This is a genomic window from Micromonospora sp. NPDC047644, assembly GCF_040704315.1.
Lineage (GTDB): Bacteria > Actinomycetota > Actinomycetes > Mycobacteriales > Micromonosporaceae > Micromonospora.
The window spans coordinates 54,918-72,806 of the sequence record NZ_JBEYSY010000018.1; the positions used below are offsets into that span (position 1 = coordinate 54,918).

Below are 17,889 nucleotides of genomic sequence, written 5' to 3' on the forward strand. Positions count from 1 at the left end.
CGCGAGGAGTGAGCCGGGTCCGCGAGCCCCGCAGTCGCGAACGAAGGAGGCACTGTGACCACCCTGGGCAGCGCTGTCGACCCGTCCGCACCCTCGTACCTGGCGAACCGGGCGGCGTTGCTGGAGCGGCTGACCGAGGTGGACGCCGCGCTGGACCAGGCGCGGGCGGGTGGTGGCGAGAAGTACGTGACCCGGCACCACGCCCGCGGCAAGCTGCTCCCCCGGGAGCGGATCGAGCTGCTGGTGGACGCCGACAGCCCGTTCCTGGAGTTGTCGCCGGTCGCCGCGTACGGCTCGGACTTCCCGGTCGGGGCCAGCGTGGTCACCGGCATCGGTGTGGTCGAGGGCGTGGAGTGCCTGATCATCGCCAACGACCCGACCGTACGCGGTGGCGCCGTCAACCCGTGGTCGTTGGCGAAGACCCGGCGGGCCGGTGAGATCGCCCTGGCCAACCGGCTGCCCATGGTCAATCTGGTGGAGTCGGCCGGGGCGGACCTGCCGACCCAGGCGGAGATCTTCATTCCGGGCGGTCGGGTGTTCCGTGACCTCACCCGGCTCTCGGCGGCCGGCATCCCCACGGTCAGCGTGGTTTTCGGCAACGCCACGGCCGGCGGCGCGTACGTGCCGGGGATGTCCGACCACGTGATCATGATTCGGGACCGGTCACAGGTCTACCTGGCCGGTCCGCCGCTGGTGAAGATGGCGACCGGCGAGGTCACCGACGACGAGTCGCTGGGCGGCGCGGCGATGCACGCCGGCACGTCCGGGCTCGCCGACTATCTGGCCGTCGACGAGCGGGACGGCATCCGGCTGGCCCGGCAGTGCGTCCGCCGGCTGAACTGGCGCAAGCGGGGCCCGTCACCGCGGACGGCGGTGCCGCAGCCGCCGAAGTACGACCCGGAGGAGTTGCTCGGCATCACCAGCGCCGACCTGAAGGTGCCGTTCGACCCCCGCGAGGTGCTGGCCCGGATCCTGGACGGCAGCGACTTCGACGAGTTCAAGCCGGCGTACGGGGACGCGCTGGTCACCGGCTGGGGCGAGCTGCACGGATATCCGGTGGGGGTGCTGGCGAACGCCCGGGGCGTGCTGTTCAGCGCGGAGGCGCAGAAGGCGGCCCAGTTCATCCAGCTCGCGAACGCCTCGGACACTCCGTTGATCTTCTTGCAGAACACGACCGGCTACATGGTCGGCACCGAGTACGAGCAGCGCGGCATCATCAAGCACGGCGCCCTGATGATCAACGCGGTGTCGAACTCGACGGTGCCGCACCTGACGGTGAATCTCGGTGCCTCCTACGGCGCCGGCAACTACGGCATGTGCGGCCGGGCGTACGAGCCGAGGTTCCTGTTCACCTGGCCGAACGCGAAGTCGGCGGTGATGGGCCCGGCGCAGCTCGCGGGGGTGCTGTCGATCGTGGCCCGGCAGGCGGCTGCCGCGCGGGGGCGCGACTACGACGAGGATTCCGACGCGGCGATGCGTCTGATGGTCGAGCAGCAGATCGAGTCGCAGTCCGGCGCGCTCTTCCTCTCCGGCCGGCTCTACGACGACGGGGTGATCGACCCCCGGGACACCCGGACCGTCCTCGGGCTCTGCCTCTCGGCGATCCACAACGGACCGGTGGAGGGCGCCGACGGTTTCGGCGTCTTCCGGATGTAGAGGGGCCACCCATGATCAACAGACTGCTCGTGGCCAACCGGGGCGAGATCGCCCGTCGGGTCTTCGCCACCTGCCGCGCGGTGGGCGTGCAGACCGTCGCCGTGCACTCGGACGCGGACGCCGACGCGCCGTTCGTGACCGAGGCCGACCAGGCCGTACGCCTGCCGGGGAGAACGCCGGCCGAGACGTACCTGCGGATCGACCTGATCCTGGAGGCGGCCCGGCGCAGCGGCGCGGACGCCGTCCACCCCGGCTACGGGTTCCTCGCCGAGAACGCCGAGTTCGCGGCGGCGGTGACCGACGCCGGTCTGACCTGGGTCGGCCCGCCGGCCAAGGTGATCGTCGCGATGGGCGACAAACTGGCGGCGAAGGCGCTGCTGGCCGAGGCAGGCGTCCCGATGCTGCCGAGCTGGACCGACACCGACGGGATCACCGACTTCCCGGTGCTGGTGAAGGCGTCCGCCGGCGGTGGTGGCCGGGGTATGCGGATCGTCCGGACCGCTGACGAACTCACCGAGGCCGTGGCCTCCGCGCGCCGCGAGGCGGCTGCCGCGTTCGGCGACGGCACGGTCTTCATCGAGCGGTACGTCGAGCGTGGCCGGCACGTCGAAGTGCAGATCTTCGGTGACGCCCACGGTCGGGTGGTGGCCCTCGGCGACCGGGAGTGTTCGATCCAGCGGCGGCACCAGAAGATCGTCGAGGAGGCGCCGGCGGTTGTGCCGGAGCGGGTGCGGACGGCGTTGCACGAGGCGGCGGTGGCCGCCGGGCGCGCTGTCGGCTACCTGGGCGCGGGCACTGTGGAGTTCCTACTCGCCCCGGGCGGTGAGTTCTTCTTCCTGGAGATGAACACCCGCCTTCAGGTCGAGCACCCGGTCACCGAGTTGTGCACCGGGCTGGACCTGGTGGGTCTGCAACTGCTCGTCGCCGAGGGTGAGCCGTTGCCGGCGGCCCTGCCGGCGAGCACCGGGCACGCGATCGAGGTACGCCTCTGCGCCGAGGACGCGGCGGCGGGTTGGCGGCCGGCCACCGGGACCCTGCACCGGTTCAGCGTCGGAGATGTGGCGACCGAGTTCGGTGGGCTGGCCGGGCCGGGCCTGCGGCTCGACTCGGGTGTGCTGGCCGGCTCGGTGGTCGGGGTGCACTACGACTCGATGCTCGCGAAGCTGGTCGCCTGGGGTCGTACCCGCGCGGAGGCGACCCGGATGCTGGCCAGCGCATTGGCCCGGGCCGAGCTGCACGGGGTGAGCACCAACCGGGATCTGCTGGTCCGGGTGCTGCGCAGCCCCGCGTTCGCCGCCGTGGAGATCGACACGGGTTTCCTGGACCGGCACCCGGAGGTCTTCACCCCACTGCTCCCCGCCGACCAGCTGCCGATCGCCGCTCTCGCCGCGGCGCTGGCCGCGGCCGCCCAGCGCCGGGCGAGCGCACCGGTGCTTTCCGGGCTCCCCTCCGGCTGGCGCAACGTGCCCGCCGTTGCACAGACCACCCGCTTCGTCGGGCCGGACGGCGACGAGATCGAGATCCGCTACCGGCTGGACCGGGGCGGCCGGCTCGCCGACTGGTCCAGCACGTCGGCGGCCCACGAGCCGACCGAGCGACCGGCGGTGGCGCTGGTCGAGGCCACTGCGGACCGGGTAGTGCTCGACGTCGACGGGGTTCGCCGCGCGTACCGCGTACACCGGGTGGGGGAGGCTGTCTTCGTGGACGGCCCGGACGGGGCGGCGAGCCTGGCCGAGCTGCCGCGTCTCCCGCTGCCCACCACGGCGGTGGCGGCCGGTTCGCTGCTCGCGCCGCTGCCCGGCGTGGTGACCCGGGTGCACGTCGAGGTCGGCCAGCGGGTCGCGGCCGGCGATGCGCTGCTCACGCTGGAAGCGATGAAGCTGGAACATCCCGTGCTCGCCCCGATCGACGGCGTGGTCGCCGAGTTGCCGGTGCCAACCGGCGGTCAGGTGCAGACGGGCGCCGTGTTGGCCGTTGTCGACGAAAAGGACCCCCGATGACCTTCGACCTCACCCCCGAGCAGGACCAACTGCGCGACGCCGTGCGGGCGCTCGGCCGTCGGTACGGCCACTCCTACTTCGTCGAGAAGGCGAGGGCCGGAGAACACACCACCGAACTCTGGGCGGAGGCCGGGCGGCTCGGCTACCTGGGGGTCAACATCCCCACCGAGTACGGCGGCGGAGGCGGCGGCATCACCGAGCTGGCCATCGTCTGCGAGGAGTTGGCGGCGACCGGTTGCCCTCTGCTGCTGCTGGTGGTCTCCCCCGCCATCGCGGCGACGGTGCTCAGTCGGCACGGCACCGAGGAGCAGCGTAAGCGGCACCTGCCGGGCCTCGCCGACGGCTCCCAGAAGATCGTTTTCGCGATCACCGAGCCGGAGGCCGGTTCCAACTTCCACCGGCTCGGCACTGTGGCTCGCCGCGACGGCGACGGGTGGCTGCTCAACGGCCGCAAGTGCTACATCTCCGGGGTCGACGAGGCCGGTCACGTGCTGGTGGTGGCCCGTACCGAGGATTCCTCAACCGGCAAGTTGAAGCCGGCGCTGTTCCTGGTGCCGACCGACGCTGCCGGGCTGACCCGGTCCAAGCTGGACATGGAGATCGTGTCTCCGGAGAACCAGTTCCTGCTCTACCTGGACGACGTGCGGGTGCCCGCCGACGCGCTGCTCGGCGAGTCGTTGGACGCCGGGCTGCCGGCACTCTTCGCCGGGCTCAACCCGGAGCGGATCACGGTGGCCGCGATGGGCGCCGGCACCGGTCGGTACGCGATCGAGCGGGCCAGCGAGTACACCGCCACCCGCAAGGTCTGGGGTGGTCGGAGCATCGGCTCGCACCAGGGGGTGTCGCATCCGCTGGCCCACGCGGCGGTGCAGGTGGAACTGGCCCGCCTCATGATCCAAAAGGCGGCCACCCTGTACGACGCCGGCCGCGACCTGGAGGCCGGGGTGTCCGGCAACATGGCCAAGTACGCGGCCGGGGAGGCCGCCGCGCTCGCCGTGGACACCGCCGTACAGGTGCTCGGCGGGGCCGGCATGACCACCGAGTACGGGGTGGCGACCCTGCTCGGCGCGGTCCGGGCCGGCCGGATCGCCCCGGTCAGCCGCGAGATGATCCTCAACTTCGTGGCCCAACACGTCCTCGGCCAGCAAAAGTCCTACTGACCCCGCGCCCGCCGCGCCCGGGGCCACGCCCCGCCCGCGCCGATCTTGCAGTTTCGGTTGTCGATACGCGCGGAATGCCCGCTACGTCGGGACAGTAACTGCAAGATCGCCGCGCTGGGGAGGGGGAGGGGCAGGGCGGGGCGGGGCGGGGTTCAGGCTGGGGTGCGGCAGGCGGCGTCGATACGGTGGACCGGGCGGACCCGACGACCCATGCCCTCCAATAGTGAATCCTCGACGTGGAAGTCGTGAATGCGCAGTTGGTGGCGGGGCAACTCCTCCTCGCTCGGGCACAGCACCTGGGCGCGGACCAGACCGACCGGAACGTAGCGGACACCGCCCCGTTCCTGGAGGATCACCATGTTGACGTCGTCGGTGGTGACCACGTGCCCGCGCACGTCCTCGGTGGGCCCACTCTCCGCGCCCACCGTGGTGACGGTCAGCGGCAACACCGGCGTGGTGATCACCGGCACCGCGGCCCAGACCAGGGTGGCGAGCACCGCCACCTCGGTCACCGACGACAGCGGCCGGATCACCAGACCCGGCAGCGGCCCCGCGACGAAGAGCGCCAGCAGCGGGGGCACCACGATGAGCGCCAGCACCAGCCACTCGTCGCCCTGCCGCATCGCGTCGCGCATCGTAGGCAGCATCAGCCAGCCGTACCCGGCGAGCAGCGCGCCGATCAGCAGCCACCGGGGCGCGACCCGCTCGTGCAGCCGCGCCGGGCTCAGTTGGAACGCGGCCACGAACGCCGGCAGCAGCAACGGCAGATAGAGCAACGGCCAGGTGATCAGGGCGAGCAGGAAGCTGGCCAGCACCACCCAGGCCGGGGTGATGTCGGCCCAGCGGGCGAAGAGCGGGCGGCGACGGGTGCCGGGCGGAAGCCGGTCCGCGCTGACGGCCAGCACCGCGCCGAGCGCGAAGACGGCGACCAGCCCGGTGGAGAGCAGCCGCGCCGCCGTGGTCAGGAAACCGGCCAGCAGGTTCACCGGCCCGACGTTGGCCACCAGCAGCAGCGTGGTCTGGAGCTCCCCGCCGGCCTCGACGCCGAGGCGGAGCACCGAGAAGATCGCCGGGACGCCCACCACCGCCGTCCAGAACGACTGGCTGGCGCGGGCCCGCCGCTCCGCCGGATCCCAGCGGACCCGCCCCGGCTCGACTGCGGCGACGACCGGCTCGGCCGGTTCGGCGACCGGCACTGCGGCCGGCCAGGCAACGCCACCTTCCGCGCCGAGCGGACGATCGACGGCCGGCGGCGCTGCGGCCGTTCCGTCGATCGCCGACGCGTCGCCGCCGGGCGCTGACGTGCGGGGCGGCGGGACCGGCCCGTCGCCGCCGGTGGCGGTCGGCGCGCTCACTTCGCGGGCGCCTTGTCGTCGAAGTCGACCAGCTTCGGCACCTCCAGCGGCTGCGGCTGGCGCTTCTCGGCCTTCAGCCAGGGGCCCAGGGTCCGGTTGTACGCGGTCTGCCAGGGGCTGGCATCTCCGTCGCGGCCCTCCACATAGCTCTTCTGCAGGAAGAACGCGACCAGGTCGCGCAGTGCGGGATCACCGATCGGCACGCCGATGCCCAGCAACTCGCTGGTGCCGAACGGCATGTCCACGATCTCGAACTCCTTGGGGAAGCTGGCCAGGAAGCCGGCGAGGATCGACTCGTCGGAGCTGACCGCGTCGTACCGCCCCTTCCGGATGCCGTCGACGCAGTCGCCGACGTCCTTGACCACGAACGTCTTGACCTGGTGCTTCTCCAACTCGGCCTCGGTCGTGGAGCCGCCGCTGGTGCAGACCTTGTACGCCGGATCGCGCAGATCCTCGATGGTGCGGATCCTGTCCTTGAGTCGGGTCGGCACCATCACCTCCTGCGTGGTGACGAAGTACGGCCCGGCGAAGCTGACCAGCTGCTTGCGGTCCTCTGTCATCGAGAAGCTGGACACGACCAGGTCGACGGTGCCACCTTGCAGCGCCGGGATGCGGTCCTCGGTGGCGACCGACACGAACTCCAGCCGCTGGTCCCCCTCGTAGCCGAGGGACGACGCGACGTACCGGGCGATCTCGACGTCGAACCCGACGTGCTGGCCGTTTCGCAGCTCGCCCATCAGCGGTTCGTTGGTGGCGACGCCGATCCGCAGCTTCGACTGACCGTAGATGTGCGTTTCACGGATTTTTTCCTGCACGGAGGGCAGGTCCGGCTCCTCCCGGCTGTCGCAACCGGCCGCGGCGGCGAGCACGAGAGTGAGAGCGACCGCCAGCGTCGACGCGACCGAGCGGAGCCGGGACTGCGAACTGCCTGAGTTCATGGGCGACCTCGCTACCGAAAGGGCCTGCGGAACACCGAGAGTAGCGGTCTTTGTCCAATCCGTGTGCGCGCGGTGGACCCTGTCGAGTGGACGGCTCGGATCGACGTCGATCGGCGCGGCGGTCGGCTCTGCGGTTGACAGCCGGCCAGGTCTCGACATGCTGGACACGTGAGCCGATTGTCCAGACCCGATGCGCGCACGGTGGCGGTGCTCGCGGCGCTGGGAGCCCTCGCGCCGCTGGTCATGCTGGTCGTGTGGCGCCGACAGGACCTCCTCGGCGTGGTTCTCGCGCTGCTCTGCGTGCTAATGACCATGGTCGCCGGGGTCGCGGTCTCGGCCGCCCGTCAGGTCGACGATCCGGAGCCGGCGGACCGGTCGGCAGCCATCAGGCCGCCCGAGCTGATGCCGTACGGGATCGACGCGGACACCCTCGACGCCCTCGACCCCCGGGACGCGTTGCGTGCGGTGCGTGACCGCCGACGCGGGTCGGACGGACTCAGCGGCCGGTGAGCGTGGGTGCGGTGAGCGCGTCCACGCCGCGTCCCGCCAGACACCGGTAGGTCCGGTCGATGCTGCCGTCGATCGGCGGTAGCACCTCCAGGCGCCAGCCGGTCGCCTCGCCGATCCCAGTGGTCAACCGGAACGTCGTCACGCTGCACACCTGCCGCACCGGCTCAGCGGCGGTCACCTCTTCGTAGTCGGCGCCGACCAGCGACACCGGCAGGATGCCCTCGGCGTACGTCTCCCAGGTGTGTCGGCCGGCGCAGGACAGCCGAGCCGCCTCGGCGCGGCTGCCGCGGATCCGCATCGGGCCGAAGCACTCCAGCTCGGGCAGGCACCGGGCGCCCTCGGGCAGGGCGGTGGGCGCACCGGTGCCGGTGGAGCAGCCGGGCAGCGGCCCGGTGGCCGGTGCGGCGATCTGGGTGGCCGACGGGTACGGGGTGGGTGGTGGTGCCCGGTCGGCGACCCAGGCACCGGCGGTCGCGGAGGCGGCGAGCGCGAGCACCCCGGCGCCGCCGAAGAGCCAGCGCCGCCAACGCCGACCGGTGGGGCCTGCTCGCTGAGTGTCCTCGATGGGCGATCGGGGCCCCGGCTGGCTGGCCGCGTACGGGCCGGAGAGCGTCGCGGCCCCGCTGACCGGAGCGCCGCTGACGGGTGCCGCCGGCGACCCGAGTGGCAGGTTGCTGAGCAGGTCGTGCAGTTCCAGGGCGGACGGACGCTCGCCCGGATCGTTGGCCATGCCGACACGCAGCACGTCGATCAGCTCGTCCGGCACCCCGGGCAGCGCGGGGAGCGGCTGGTTGAACATCTCCAGCACGGTGACCAGGCTCGGGTTGCGCTCGGACTGCCAGCGCGGCGGCCGGCCGTGCATCACCGCGTAGAGGGTGGCGCAGAGCGCGTACACGTCGACGGCCGGCGACGGCGGGCTGTGGCTGAACATCTCCGGCGGCGCGTACGCCGGGGTGAGCACCTCCAGGGTGACCGAGGCGTCCCGGTGCTCGGCGAGGACGGCGAGCCCGAAGTCGGCGAGCACCGCCGAGTTGAAGTGCGAGTAGAGGATGTTCGCCGGTTTGACGTCCCGGTGCAGCACCCCGGCGGCGTGCGAGTGGGCCAGCGCGTCCGCGATCTTGATGCCGAGGTCGCGGGCCTCCACCGGGCCGAGCGGTGAGGTGCGCATCCGTTCGGCGTACGAGCCGTCGCACAGCTCCATGATCAGGTAGGGGTGCTGATCGACTGTGACCCCGACATCGAAGAGGTCCACCACGTGCGGGTGGGACGACATCCGCCCGGCGGCGCGCGCCTCGCGCAGGAAGCGGGCCTGATCGCGCTCGCTGTCCAGCGTCCGGTTCTCCACTTTGACGGCGACCTCGCGACCCACGGAGATCTGGGTGGCCTGGTAGACGGTCGCGTACCCGCCCCGGGCAAAGACCCGCAAATCAGTCAGGCCGGGCACGATCGGCACTGGCATACCGCCGGTCGGGGTGTCGGTCACCGCTCGAAAATACCCAACCCGACCGATGGCTCAGCGCACCGCGTCCGCCGGAGCCGCACCGGCGGGACCGGTACCCTCCCCGGCGACCGCGGTCGTCCCGGCGCCCTCGGACGATCCGACCCCGCCGGCCGGGATACCCCGCCGGGCGTCCAGACGCAGACCGACGGCGGTGGCCACCGCGCCCAGCCCTTCCCACGCCGCCACCCCGAAGAACCGGTCGGGAGCTATGTCGGCCAGCACCGCGATGGTGAACACAGTGAACGTGACCAGCCGGAAGACCACCGTGAACCGGTAGAACGCCCGCCACTCGGTCACCGTGGCCAGCAGGTAGTAGACGCCCATGTTGAAGGCCGCCATCGAGGACGCCAGCAGGAACGTCCCGGTGTGATCACCGACGGCCCGCGTCGCCGGCACCTCGAACCCGAGCATGCGCAGCTGCGCCTCCGGCCAGAGCAGCCCGACCGCGCCCATCACCAGCGCCAACACGCCGAAGACCGCGATGGTCCAGCCCGCGATGGATCGCGGCAGCTTCATGAAGGGCCTCCCCAGGCACGGCGACGGTCACCACTGTGGACCCGTACGCGGTGGTGACACGCTAGCCGCTCCCCCCGACCACCACATCCCCGGAACCGGCAGAACCCGGCACCCCCCGGGGTCGCGTTGATCAAGAGCTTTGAGTCACCGGCAGCCCGGAAACTGACCGAACCCTCTTGATCAACAGCAGTGGGCGGGGGTCAGACCAGGGCGGACAGGCGGGTTTGCAAAGCGTCGGCGGCGGCTCGTTCACTGCGCTGCTCGGTGGCGTACGCCAGGCGGACCGCCTCCTGCGCGCAGGACAACGCCTCCGCCGGACGACCGCAGGCAGCCAACGCCTCGGCCAGCACACTCGCCGCGATCACCTGGCTACGCACGTCCTCGGCCGGCGCGGTGACCGCCCGACGAGCCCAGTCCAACGCCTGCTCCCGCTGACCGTGAGCGAGCAGCGCCGCAGCGTACTGGGCCATCGTCTGACGGCGGGAGAAGAGCAGCGAGGGTGCGTTCGCGGCGGCCGTGGCCACCGGGGCGAGCAGCCCGACCGCGGTCGCCGAGTCGCCAGCGGCGAGACGGGCCGTCGCCAGCAACACCCGGGGCGCCACCTGCGCCGGGGCCTGCGGGTTGTGCGGCTCCACGGCGGTCAGCACCGCGCGGGCCACCCGCTCGGCCGTCTCGCAGTCCCCCATGTCCAACGCGACGAAGCCGCGCAGCGTGCCGGCCATTCCGGTGAGCAGCGGGTGCGAGGTGCGCTCCGCGTACGCCAGGGCGTCGGTGAGCAGGTCCGCCGCGTGCTCCGGCTCGCCCAGGCCGCGCGCCACCACCGCCCGCACCACCAGGGCGAAACCGCGCCCCCAGTCGTCGGACGCGGCGGCGAACTCCCGGTACGCCCGCCGGGCCTCCCGGTCCGCCTCGGCCAGGTCCCCCAGCTCGGCGGTGGCGAACGCGGCCACCGCCCGCAACGTGCCCACGGCCCACGCCTCGCCGACCCGCTCGCCGAACGGCAGGAACACCTGCGCCATCCGGCACGCCTCGCGCAGTCGGCCGGCCAGCAGCCGGGCGAACGCCGTGGTGCCGCGAAGCCAGGCCCGCCCGTACGGGTCCTTGAGCTCGGCGAAGAGTCGGGCGGCCCGGCCGAGCACCGCGTCGGTCCCGGCGAAGTCACCCCGGGTGGTGGTCACCCAGGCCAGGTTCTGCAGGGACCACGCCTGCCCGCGTCGGTCCTGGGCACCGAGGCTGACCTGGTACGCGGCCGCCAACCGGCTACTCGCCTGACTCAGCCGCCCGGCCACGAAGTCGGCCATGCCGAGGCGGCGCATCGCCGTGGCACGCTGCGCGGGCAGCCGCCCCTCGGTGGCCACCTGCAACGCCTCCTGCCAGGCGGTCACCGCCCGGCCCTGATCGCCGAGGGTCTCCTGGGCCTGCCCCGCCAGCAGGAGAGCACCGACCCGGGTGACCTCGTCCCCGGCGTTCGCGGCGATCTTCTCGGCGTACGCCAACGCGTCGGAGACCCGGCCTACCTGGAGCAACGCCCGCGCGTGCACCACCCGGTCGGCTGCCGGAACCCCGTCGCGGGCCAGTTCGGTGGCGCGCTCGGCGTACTCGACGGCCATGGCCGGCTCACCGGCGGAGAGCGACCGGCGGGCGGCCCGCCCGAGCGCGGCCACGCCGAGCGGGACCACCGCACGGGCCGGCGCGTCCGGGCGCAGCTTGACCGCGTCGGCGAGCGTGGCGGCCCGCTCGACGTGCATCGCCACGAAGTCGTCCCGGGCCTCGTCGGTGAACCCGCCCACGGTGCTGGCCGTGGCCTCGTCCGGCGGCGCAGCCCAGCGGGCCAGCGCGGCGTGCCGCTCGGCCAACTCGGCCTTGCTCACCCCGGCGTACGCGGCCTCCCGCATGAGCGGCGTCGCGAACGAGTAGCCGGTACGCGAACGGTGCAGCATGCGGCGTTGCAGCAACTCCTCGACCGCCCGGTCGAGTTCGACGGCGACCACGGCCGACGGCCTGCCGTCACGGCCACCGCGCTGCTCCCGCATCGCCTCCAGCGCGCCGGTCGGCACCGTGTCACCGGTGACCGCCGCGTCGCGCAGCACCGACCGGGCGTCCGGCGGCAACGCGTCGATCCGGGCCGCGAGCACGGCGGCGAGGTCCCGGGAGAGCAGCCGGCTGCCCAGCGACCCCGGCACCAGCCGCCAGCCGTTCGCCCCACTCTGGTCCCGCTCGCCGGAGCCGGGCCGATCAGCGGCGGCACGAACCGATTCCGTGGTCAGCGCGCCCCGTTCGATGAGCAGGGTGACCAGCTCAGCCAGGTAGAACGGATTGCCCTGCGCGGTGGCGAGCAACCGGTCGGTGTCGGCCTGCGGCAGCTTGCCGCCGCTGAGGTAACTGGTGAGCAGCCGGGCCGCGTCGGCACCGCGCAGTGGTGGCAGCGAGTGCACCTCGGCGTCCGCGACCCGGGTCAGCGCCCCAGCGGTACGCACCAGCTCGGGGCGGCCGAGCAGCAGCACCAGCACCGGGCCGGTGAGCTTGGACAGGGTCAACCCGAGGACACTGATCGTCTCGGCGGTGGCATCGTGCAGGTCGTCCACCACGATCACCAGCGGGGCCTCGGAGGCGAGCCCACTGAGCAGGTCGGCGACCGCGTTCGGCACCACCTCGGCGTCCGCGGCCGGAGTGCCCGAGCCGCCCCATTCGCCGGTGTCGCCGCCGGTGTGCGCCGGGAGTTCGGCGTAGCCGAGCAGGGCCAGCAGTTGCTCCGTGGCGATCGGCGGTGTCTCCGCGCCGGAGCGGGCGAGTCGCTGCCCGAGCCGGCGCAGCCGCTCCTCGACCGCCGGGCGGGTCAACGCGGTGGACGCGTCGCTGGGCAGACCGACGGCGGCCCGCACCAGATCGGCCAGGGGCGCGAGCCGTCGCCGTTCCCCGAACGCGGCACAACGCACCGAGAGCACCCGGGCCCCGGTGTGCGCCGCGTACCGTCCGGCACCGACGTCGTAACCGGCGGCGAGGCGTTCCACCTCGGCGGCGAACCGGGACTTGCCGATGCCCGCCTCGGCGGTCATCAACAGCACCCGCGGGTCGCCCTGGTCGATCACCTCGGCGAGCCGGCCGGCGACCCGGCCGATCTCCGTCTCCCGGCCGACGTACGGCGCCTCGTCGCCCAGCCCCGAGCGGGTGCCCGGCGCGTCCAGCAGACCCAGCAGCTCGTACGCCTCGACCGGTTCACGCTTGCCCTTGAGCCGCAGTGGGCGCAGCGCCCGCCAGGAGGAGACGTGCCGCGTGGCCGCAGCGGTGCGTCCACCGGCGTAGACGGCCCCGACGGCGGCGGCGTCGGCGAGCCGGGCCGCGGTGTTCACGGTGTCGCCGATGACCGTGTACTCGATCGCGGCCTGGATGCCCGCGATGACGTCGCCGGTGTTCAACCCGACCCGCAGCCCGAGCGGCGCGCCGCCGCCCCGCTCGTCGTCGAGCACCCGGCGGACGGCCCGTTGCATGGACAGGGCGGCCCGGACGGCGCGTTCGGCGTCGTCCTCGTGCGCCACCGGGGCACCGAAGACCGCCATGATGCCGTCACCGGTCAGCTTGTCGACGTGCCCGCCGAACGTCTTCACGGCACCGGCGAGGGCGGCCAGCACCCGGTCGGTGACGGCACCGACACGTTCCGGATCGAGATCCTCGGACCAGGAGGTGAACTCGGAGAGGTCACCGAAGAGCACCGTCACCACCCGGCGCTCGGCCGCCGGCAACGTGGCAGCGGCCGGCAGCGCGGCGCCACAGTTGTGGCAGAACCGCGCGCCGGGAACGGCAACGGTTCCACACACGGGGCAGGTCACATGTGCTCCAACCCACTGACCCCGGGCGCGGATTCCCCGGTGTCGACGCCCAGATACTCCAACTGGGCCCGGACCGACCAAACGGCTGCCCACCAGAGCGAGCGGTCCACGTCCGCGTAGACCGTCGCCACCACGTCCGCGGGGGTGTGGGCGCCGGCGGCCACCGCCGCCCGGACCTGGTCGAGCCGGGCCCGGCGGTGGGCGAGGTAGAAGTCGGCGGCGGCGGCGCAGTCGGCCAGCGCCGGGCCGTGTCCAGGCAGCGCCGCAATTCCCCGGTACGCGGACAGCAGCTCCAGGCTGCTCAGATAGTCACCGAGGTGACCGTCGGGATGGGCGACCACGGTGGTGCCCCGACCGAGGATGGTGTCACCGGTGAGCACCACCCGCTCGTCGCCGTGCTCGGCCAGGAAGCAGACCGAGTCGGCGGTGTGCCCCGGCGTGTGCAGTGGGCGGATCTCCAGGCCGAAGCCGCCGAGTTGCTCGCCCGGCTCGGTCAGCGGCTCACCGCCGATGGTGTGCGCCGGGTCGACGGCGAGCACGTGCACGCCGCCGAGCAGCTCACTCAGCCGGGCCGCGCCCTCGGTGTGGTCGGGGTGGCCGTGGGTGATCAGGATCAGCCCGACCGGGCCGTGCTCGGCGATCCGGGTCAGGTGCCCCTCGTCCGCCGGCCCCGGGTCGACCACGATGCCGGAATCGGCCGCCGGGGCGCGCAGCACCCAGGTGTTGGTGCCGTCGAGGGTCATCGGCCCCGGGTTCGGCGCACGCAGCAGTGAAACCCAGCGGGGCAACTCGTCGGCAAGCGCCGCCACCGCCCCCGTCACGTGCCCGCTCATGGCTGAGATCGTACGACCCCGCCCACCACACCCCGCGATCTTGCACTTGCTGCTGCTGATTCATGCCTTTTCACGGCTTTCGTCGCGACAGCAAGTGCAAGATCGCGGTTGGGTCAGGCGACCTCGACGATCAGCTCGATCTCCACCGGGGCGTCCAGGGGCAGTTCGGCCACCCCCACGGCGCTGCGTGCGTGCCGGCCGGCCTCCCCGAAGACGGTGCCGAAGAGGTCGGACGCACCGTTGATCACAGCGGGCTGACCGGTGAAGCCGGGCGCGGAGGCCACGAAACCGGTCACCTTGACCACCTTGACCACGTTTTCCAGGCCGACCAGCGAGTCGACAGCGGCCAGCGCGTTGAGCCCGCACCGCTGGGCCAGATCCTTCGCCTGCTCGGCGGAGATCCCGGCGCCGACCTTGCCGGTCGCCAGCAACTTGCCCTCGGCCATCGGCAACTGGCCGGAAACGTACACGTGCTGCCCGGACTGCACGGCCGGGACGTAACTGGCTACCGGCGGCACGACCTCGGGCAGTTCGAGGCCCAGCTCGGCGAGCTTCGCGTGCGGACCGTTGCTCACGCCTTGGGCCGCTTCAGGTAGGCGACCAGCTGGTCCGGGTTCGGGCCGGGGACCACGGCGACGAGCTCCCACCCGTCCTCGCCCCAGTTGTCGAGGATCTGCTTGGTCGCGTGGACCAGCAGCGGGACCGTGGAATATTCCCACTTCTGCATCGCTGAAGGGCTCCCTCTCGGTGCGGAATTGTTCGAGGGACAGCCTACGGTCCGCTGGCCGGACGAGGTACGGGACGATGCTCCGGCGCGGCCGGCAGCTCCCCGCAGCACCCTTCGTGCTCGTACCCCTGGGGGCAGCGGGACCGGTCGGGCAGCAGCAGGTCACAGAAGACCCGGTGCCGGTTGTTCTGATCATCGGCGTTGGAGACGGTCGTCTCGCCGGCGTCCAACTCGGGCAGGAAGCCCAGGGACACCGCGACCCGGCCGGCCAGCACTGTCGCCGCCGCCAGATTCGGCACCCGGATCGGCAGGTGGATGACGAAGCCCGACTCGTCGTCCTCGCGGGTCCGCTCGGCGGGCTGGCTCGGCACCCGGGCCGTCTCCGCCTGCTCCGGCATCCGGCGGTACGACCGTTCGTTGATCGGCTGGCTGGAGACCTGCCCGCCGGCCTCGACCACGGACCCGGGCCGGCGGGGCCGGTCGTTCGTCGGGAACTGGGTGCGAGGGATGTTGTCCGCGTCGCGCATGCACTGCCTCCGGTCGTACCTCTCGGACCATGCTTCCGGCCCGGACCCATTCGTCCGTTCCGGCCCCCCGCACGGGGACGAAGGTAGGTCTGTGGCTGCGGTCCCGCCAGCAGGACGCGCACAAGAGGTCATCAACAGTCACATATGCGACACACCGCAGGTCGGAGGCCCGACACCGAAACCGGCGCGGGTACCGCTCACCGGATCACCGGCCCGCTCGACAGGCAGGGGCGACACCGATCCGGTCATCGACCGCTACCCTTCCGGTCGGACGGTCGCGCAGCGCCCGGCCGCCCGCTCGATCACGCTCGGCGCCAGGGGTGGCGGCGGGCGCCGTACCCCTGGGGGAACGACATGACCCACCCGCCCAGCGGCGACCAGGCCGGCACACCCGCTCACCCGCCGGCCCACCCGGATCCCGCCGGTCAGCCCGGCGCGCCGATCATCCCCAGCCAGCCGACCCCCGCTCCGCCGCCCGGGCAACTCGCCCTCCCCGCCTCCCCCGCCCAGCCGGCACTTCCCGCCGCCCCCACCTCACCGGCCTTCCCCGGACAGCCCAGCGGCCAACCGGCCTTCCCTGGGCAGCCCAGCGGCCAACCGGCCCTCCCCGGGCAGCTCGGCGGCCCGAGCCAGCAGTCCTTCCCCGGGCAGCCCGGTGGCCCGAGCCAGCCGACCTTCCCCGGGCAACTGGGCGGCGCCGGGCAGCTGGGCGGCAGCGGGCAGCCGGAAGGGCCCGGCGGCCCCTCCTCGGCGGCCGCGCCGACGCAGCCGGGTGCCCCGAACTCCTCGTCGATCCCCCCGGCACCGCCGGCCTATCCGCCCTACCAGGGCACGGCCGCGCCGAAGAAGAAGCGCGGTCTACTGATCGCGGCGATCGCCCTGGCCGTGATCATGGTGCTCTGCGTGGGGGGTGGCGTGGTGGCCTTCCTGACCCTGCGCGATGCCGAGACCGGCGAGGGCGCCAAGGAGCCGGCGGTCGCCGTCGACGAGTTCCTCACCGCGGTCTACAAGGATCGCGACGCGACAAAGGCGGCCGGTCGCGTCTGCGCCGCTGCCCGCGACGACGACAAGATCGCCGCAAAGGTGGCCGAGGTGGAGAAGTACGCCTCCACGTACCAGAACCCGCGCTTCCGGTGGACCACTCCGAAGGTGGACAACCAGACCGGGGAACGGGCCACCGTCTCCACCCGGCTCACCATGACCACCGCCGACGAGAAGGTGGCCGACCAGGAGTTGCGCTTCACTGTGGTGCAGAAGACGGGTTGGTGGGTCTGCGAGGTCGCCTGACCGCCCAGCCTGGATAGGCTCGACGGGTGTGTGCAGCTGAGCGTCCGATCGACCCGGCCGGTACCGGCTGGCCCGCCCGTCTCCACGTGGTGACCGGCAAGGGCGGCACCGGCAAGACCAGCGTGGCGGCGGCGCTGGCCATGGCGCTCGCCGCCGGCGGCCGGCGCACCCTGCTGGTCGAGGTCGAGGGGCGGCAGGGCATCGCCCAACTGTTCGGCATCGAGCCGCTGCCCTACGAGGAACGCCACCTCGCCGACGCGCCGGACGGCGGTGAGGTGCGCGCGCTCGCCGTCGACGCCGAGGAGGCGTTGCTCGAGTACCTGGACATGTTCTACAAGCTGGGCGCGGCGGGCCGGGCACTGCGCAAGCTCGGCGCCATCGACTTCGCCACCACCATCGCGCCCGGCCTGCGGGACGTCCTCCTCACCGGCAAGGTGAAGGAGGCCACCACCCGCACGACCGGGCAACGGCGCGCGTACGACGCGGTGGTGCTGGACGCGCCGCCGACCGGGCGGATCGGCCGGTTCCTCAACGTGACGGCGGAGACGGCCCGGCTGGCCAAGGTGGGCCCGATCAAGACCCAGAGCGAGGGGGTCGCCGCGTTGCTGCGGTCCCCGATGACAGCGGTGCACGTGGTCACGCTGCTGGAGGAGATGCCGATCCAGGAGACGGTCGACGCGATCGCCGACCTGACCGCCCTCGGCTTCGGCGTCGGGAACGTGCTCGTCAACGGAGTCCGACCGCCGCTGCCCACCGGAGCGGCGGTCACCGCCGCCGAGTTGAAGCGCGGGCTGGTCGCCGCCGGGCTGCCGGCCGATCGGGACATCGTGGCCGGGTTGCACGATGAGGCGCGCGACCAGCTCATCCGGCGCGAACTGGAAGATTCGCTCCGCGCCGACCTGGTGGAGCTGGGGCTGCCGATGATCGAGCTGCCGTTGCTGCCCGACGGGGTGGATCGGGCGGGGCTCGCCACGCTGGCCCGGGCTCTCGTCCGCGCCGAATGACTCACACCTGAGCGCAGCACGGGCGCGCGGACCCGCCGGCCCGATACG

15 protein-coding genes are annotated in these 17,889 nt (G+C 72.7%); 6 read left to right on the top strand and 9 right to left on the bottom strand.

The genetic code is table 11. From position 1 onward, the window contains the following. Positions 1–54: 54 nt before the first annotated feature. From AB0877_RS26645 to AB0877_RS26655, 3 genes are read left to right on the top strand one after another with little or no spacing between them, the layout of a single operon-like run. A complete protein-coding gene (locus tag AB0877_RS26645) occupies positions 55–1,656 on the top strand; it encodes a carboxyl transferase domain-containing protein (protein WP_366612270.1) in 1,602 nt (533 codons plus the stop codon). Between the two features lie 11 nt (positions 1,657–1,667). Further along, complete coding sequence (locus AB0877_RS26650) at positions 1,668–3,656, top strand: biotin carboxylase N-terminal domain-containing protein (protein WP_366612272.1); 1,989 nt, start codon at positions 1,668–1,670, stop codon at positions 3,654–3,656. Continuing rightward, on the top strand, positions 3,653–4,816 hold the full coding sequence (locus tag AB0877_RS26655; RefSeq protein WP_366612273.1) for an acyl-CoA dehydrogenase: 1,164 nt from the start codon (positions 3,653–3,655) through the stop codon (positions 4,814–4,816). Before AB0877_RS26650 ends, AB0877_RS26655 begins: the two co-directional genes overlap by 4 nt. Before the next feature lie 152 nt (positions 4,817–4,968). Here the strand turns inward: AB0877_RS26655 and AB0877_RS26660 are convergent, their stop codons facing one another. After that, a complete protein-coding gene (locus tag AB0877_RS26660; RefSeq protein ID WP_366612275.1) occupies positions 4,969–6,171 on the bottom strand; it encodes a hypothetical protein in 1,203 nt (400 codons plus the stop codon). Further along, the gene (locus AB0877_RS26665; RefSeq protein ID WP_366612277.1) at positions 6,168–7,109 is read right to left on the bottom strand and encodes a transporter substrate-binding domain-containing protein; all 942 of its coding nucleotides are present in this window, start codon (positions 7,107–7,109) and stop codon (positions 6,168–6,170) included. The genes AB0877_RS26660 and AB0877_RS26665 overlap by 4 nt, the downstream gene beginning before the upstream one ends. A gap of 168 nt (positions 7,110–7,277) precedes the next feature. Between AB0877_RS26665 and AB0877_RS26670 the strand changes: the two genes are divergently transcribed. Continuing rightward, positions 7,278–7,619 (top strand): hypothetical protein, encoded by a 342-nt coding sequence (locus AB0877_RS26670; protein WP_366612279.1) that lies wholly within the window; start codon positions 7,278–7,280, stop codon positions 7,617–7,619. Here AB0877_RS26670 and AB0877_RS26675 read toward each other — a convergent pair. The 7 genes from AB0877_RS26675 to AB0877_RS26705 all read right to left on the bottom strand — a co-directional run bounded on the left by AB0877_RS26675 (position 7,606) and on the right by AB0877_RS26705 (position 15,550). Beyond that, positions 7,606–9,102: a serine/threonine-protein kinase gene (locus AB0877_RS26675; protein ID WP_366612280.1), complete on the bottom strand. Its 1,497-nt coding sequence runs from the start codon at positions 9,100–9,102 to the stop codon at positions 7,606–7,608. The genes AB0877_RS26670 and AB0877_RS26675 overlap by 14 nt on opposite strands. Positions 9,103–9,132: 30 nt before the next feature. After that, positions 9,133–9,636: a hypothetical protein gene (locus AB0877_RS26680; RefSeq protein ID WP_366612281.1), complete on the bottom strand. Its 504-nt coding sequence runs from the start codon at positions 9,634–9,636 to the stop codon at positions 9,133–9,135. 200 nt (positions 9,637–9,836) lie between these two features. After that, the gene (locus tag AB0877_RS26685) at positions 9,837–13,463 is read right to left on the bottom strand and encodes an adenylate/guanylate cyclase domain-containing protein (protein WP_366612282.1); all 3,627 of its coding nucleotides are present in this window, start codon (positions 13,461–13,463) and stop codon (positions 9,837–9,839) included. Next, a complete protein-coding gene (locus AB0877_RS26690; RefSeq protein WP_366612284.1) occupies positions 13,460–14,296 on the bottom strand; it encodes an MBL fold metallo-hydrolase in 837 nt (278 codons plus the stop codon). Before AB0877_RS26690 ends, AB0877_RS26685 begins: the two co-directional genes overlap by 4 nt. 113 nt (positions 14,297–14,409) lie before the next feature. Next, on the bottom strand, positions 14,410–14,871 hold the full coding sequence (locus tag AB0877_RS26695; RefSeq protein WP_355006000.1) for a RidA family protein: 462 nt from the start codon (positions 14,869–14,871) through the stop codon (positions 14,410–14,412). Then, a complete protein-coding gene (locus AB0877_RS26700) occupies positions 14,868–15,023 on the bottom strand; it encodes a DUF4177 domain-containing protein (RefSeq protein WP_007466198.1) in 156 nt (51 codons plus the stop codon). The genes AB0877_RS26695 and AB0877_RS26700 overlap by 4 nt, the downstream gene beginning before the upstream one ends. 44 nt (positions 15,024–15,067) lie before the next feature. Then, positions 15,068–15,550: a hypothetical protein gene (locus AB0877_RS26705; protein ID WP_366612285.1), complete on the bottom strand. Its 483-nt coding sequence runs from the start codon at positions 15,548–15,550 to the stop codon at positions 15,068–15,070. Between the two features lie 705 nt (positions 15,551–16,255). On the opposite strand from AB0877_RS26705, the gene AB0877_RS26710 reads away from it, so the two are divergent. Together AB0877_RS26710 and AB0877_RS26715 are read left to right on the top strand one after the other, a co-directional pair. Then, on the top strand, positions 16,256–16,837 hold the full coding sequence (locus tag AB0877_RS26710; RefSeq protein WP_366612386.1) for a hypothetical protein: 582 nt from the start codon (positions 16,256–16,258) through the stop codon (positions 16,835–16,837). 26 nt (positions 16,838–16,863) lie between these two features. Next, complete coding sequence (locus AB0877_RS26715; RefSeq protein WP_366612287.1) at positions 16,864–17,841, top strand: ArsA-related P-loop ATPase; 978 nt, start codon at positions 16,864–16,866, stop codon at positions 17,839–17,841. Positions 17,842–17,889: the final 48 nt, after the last annotated feature.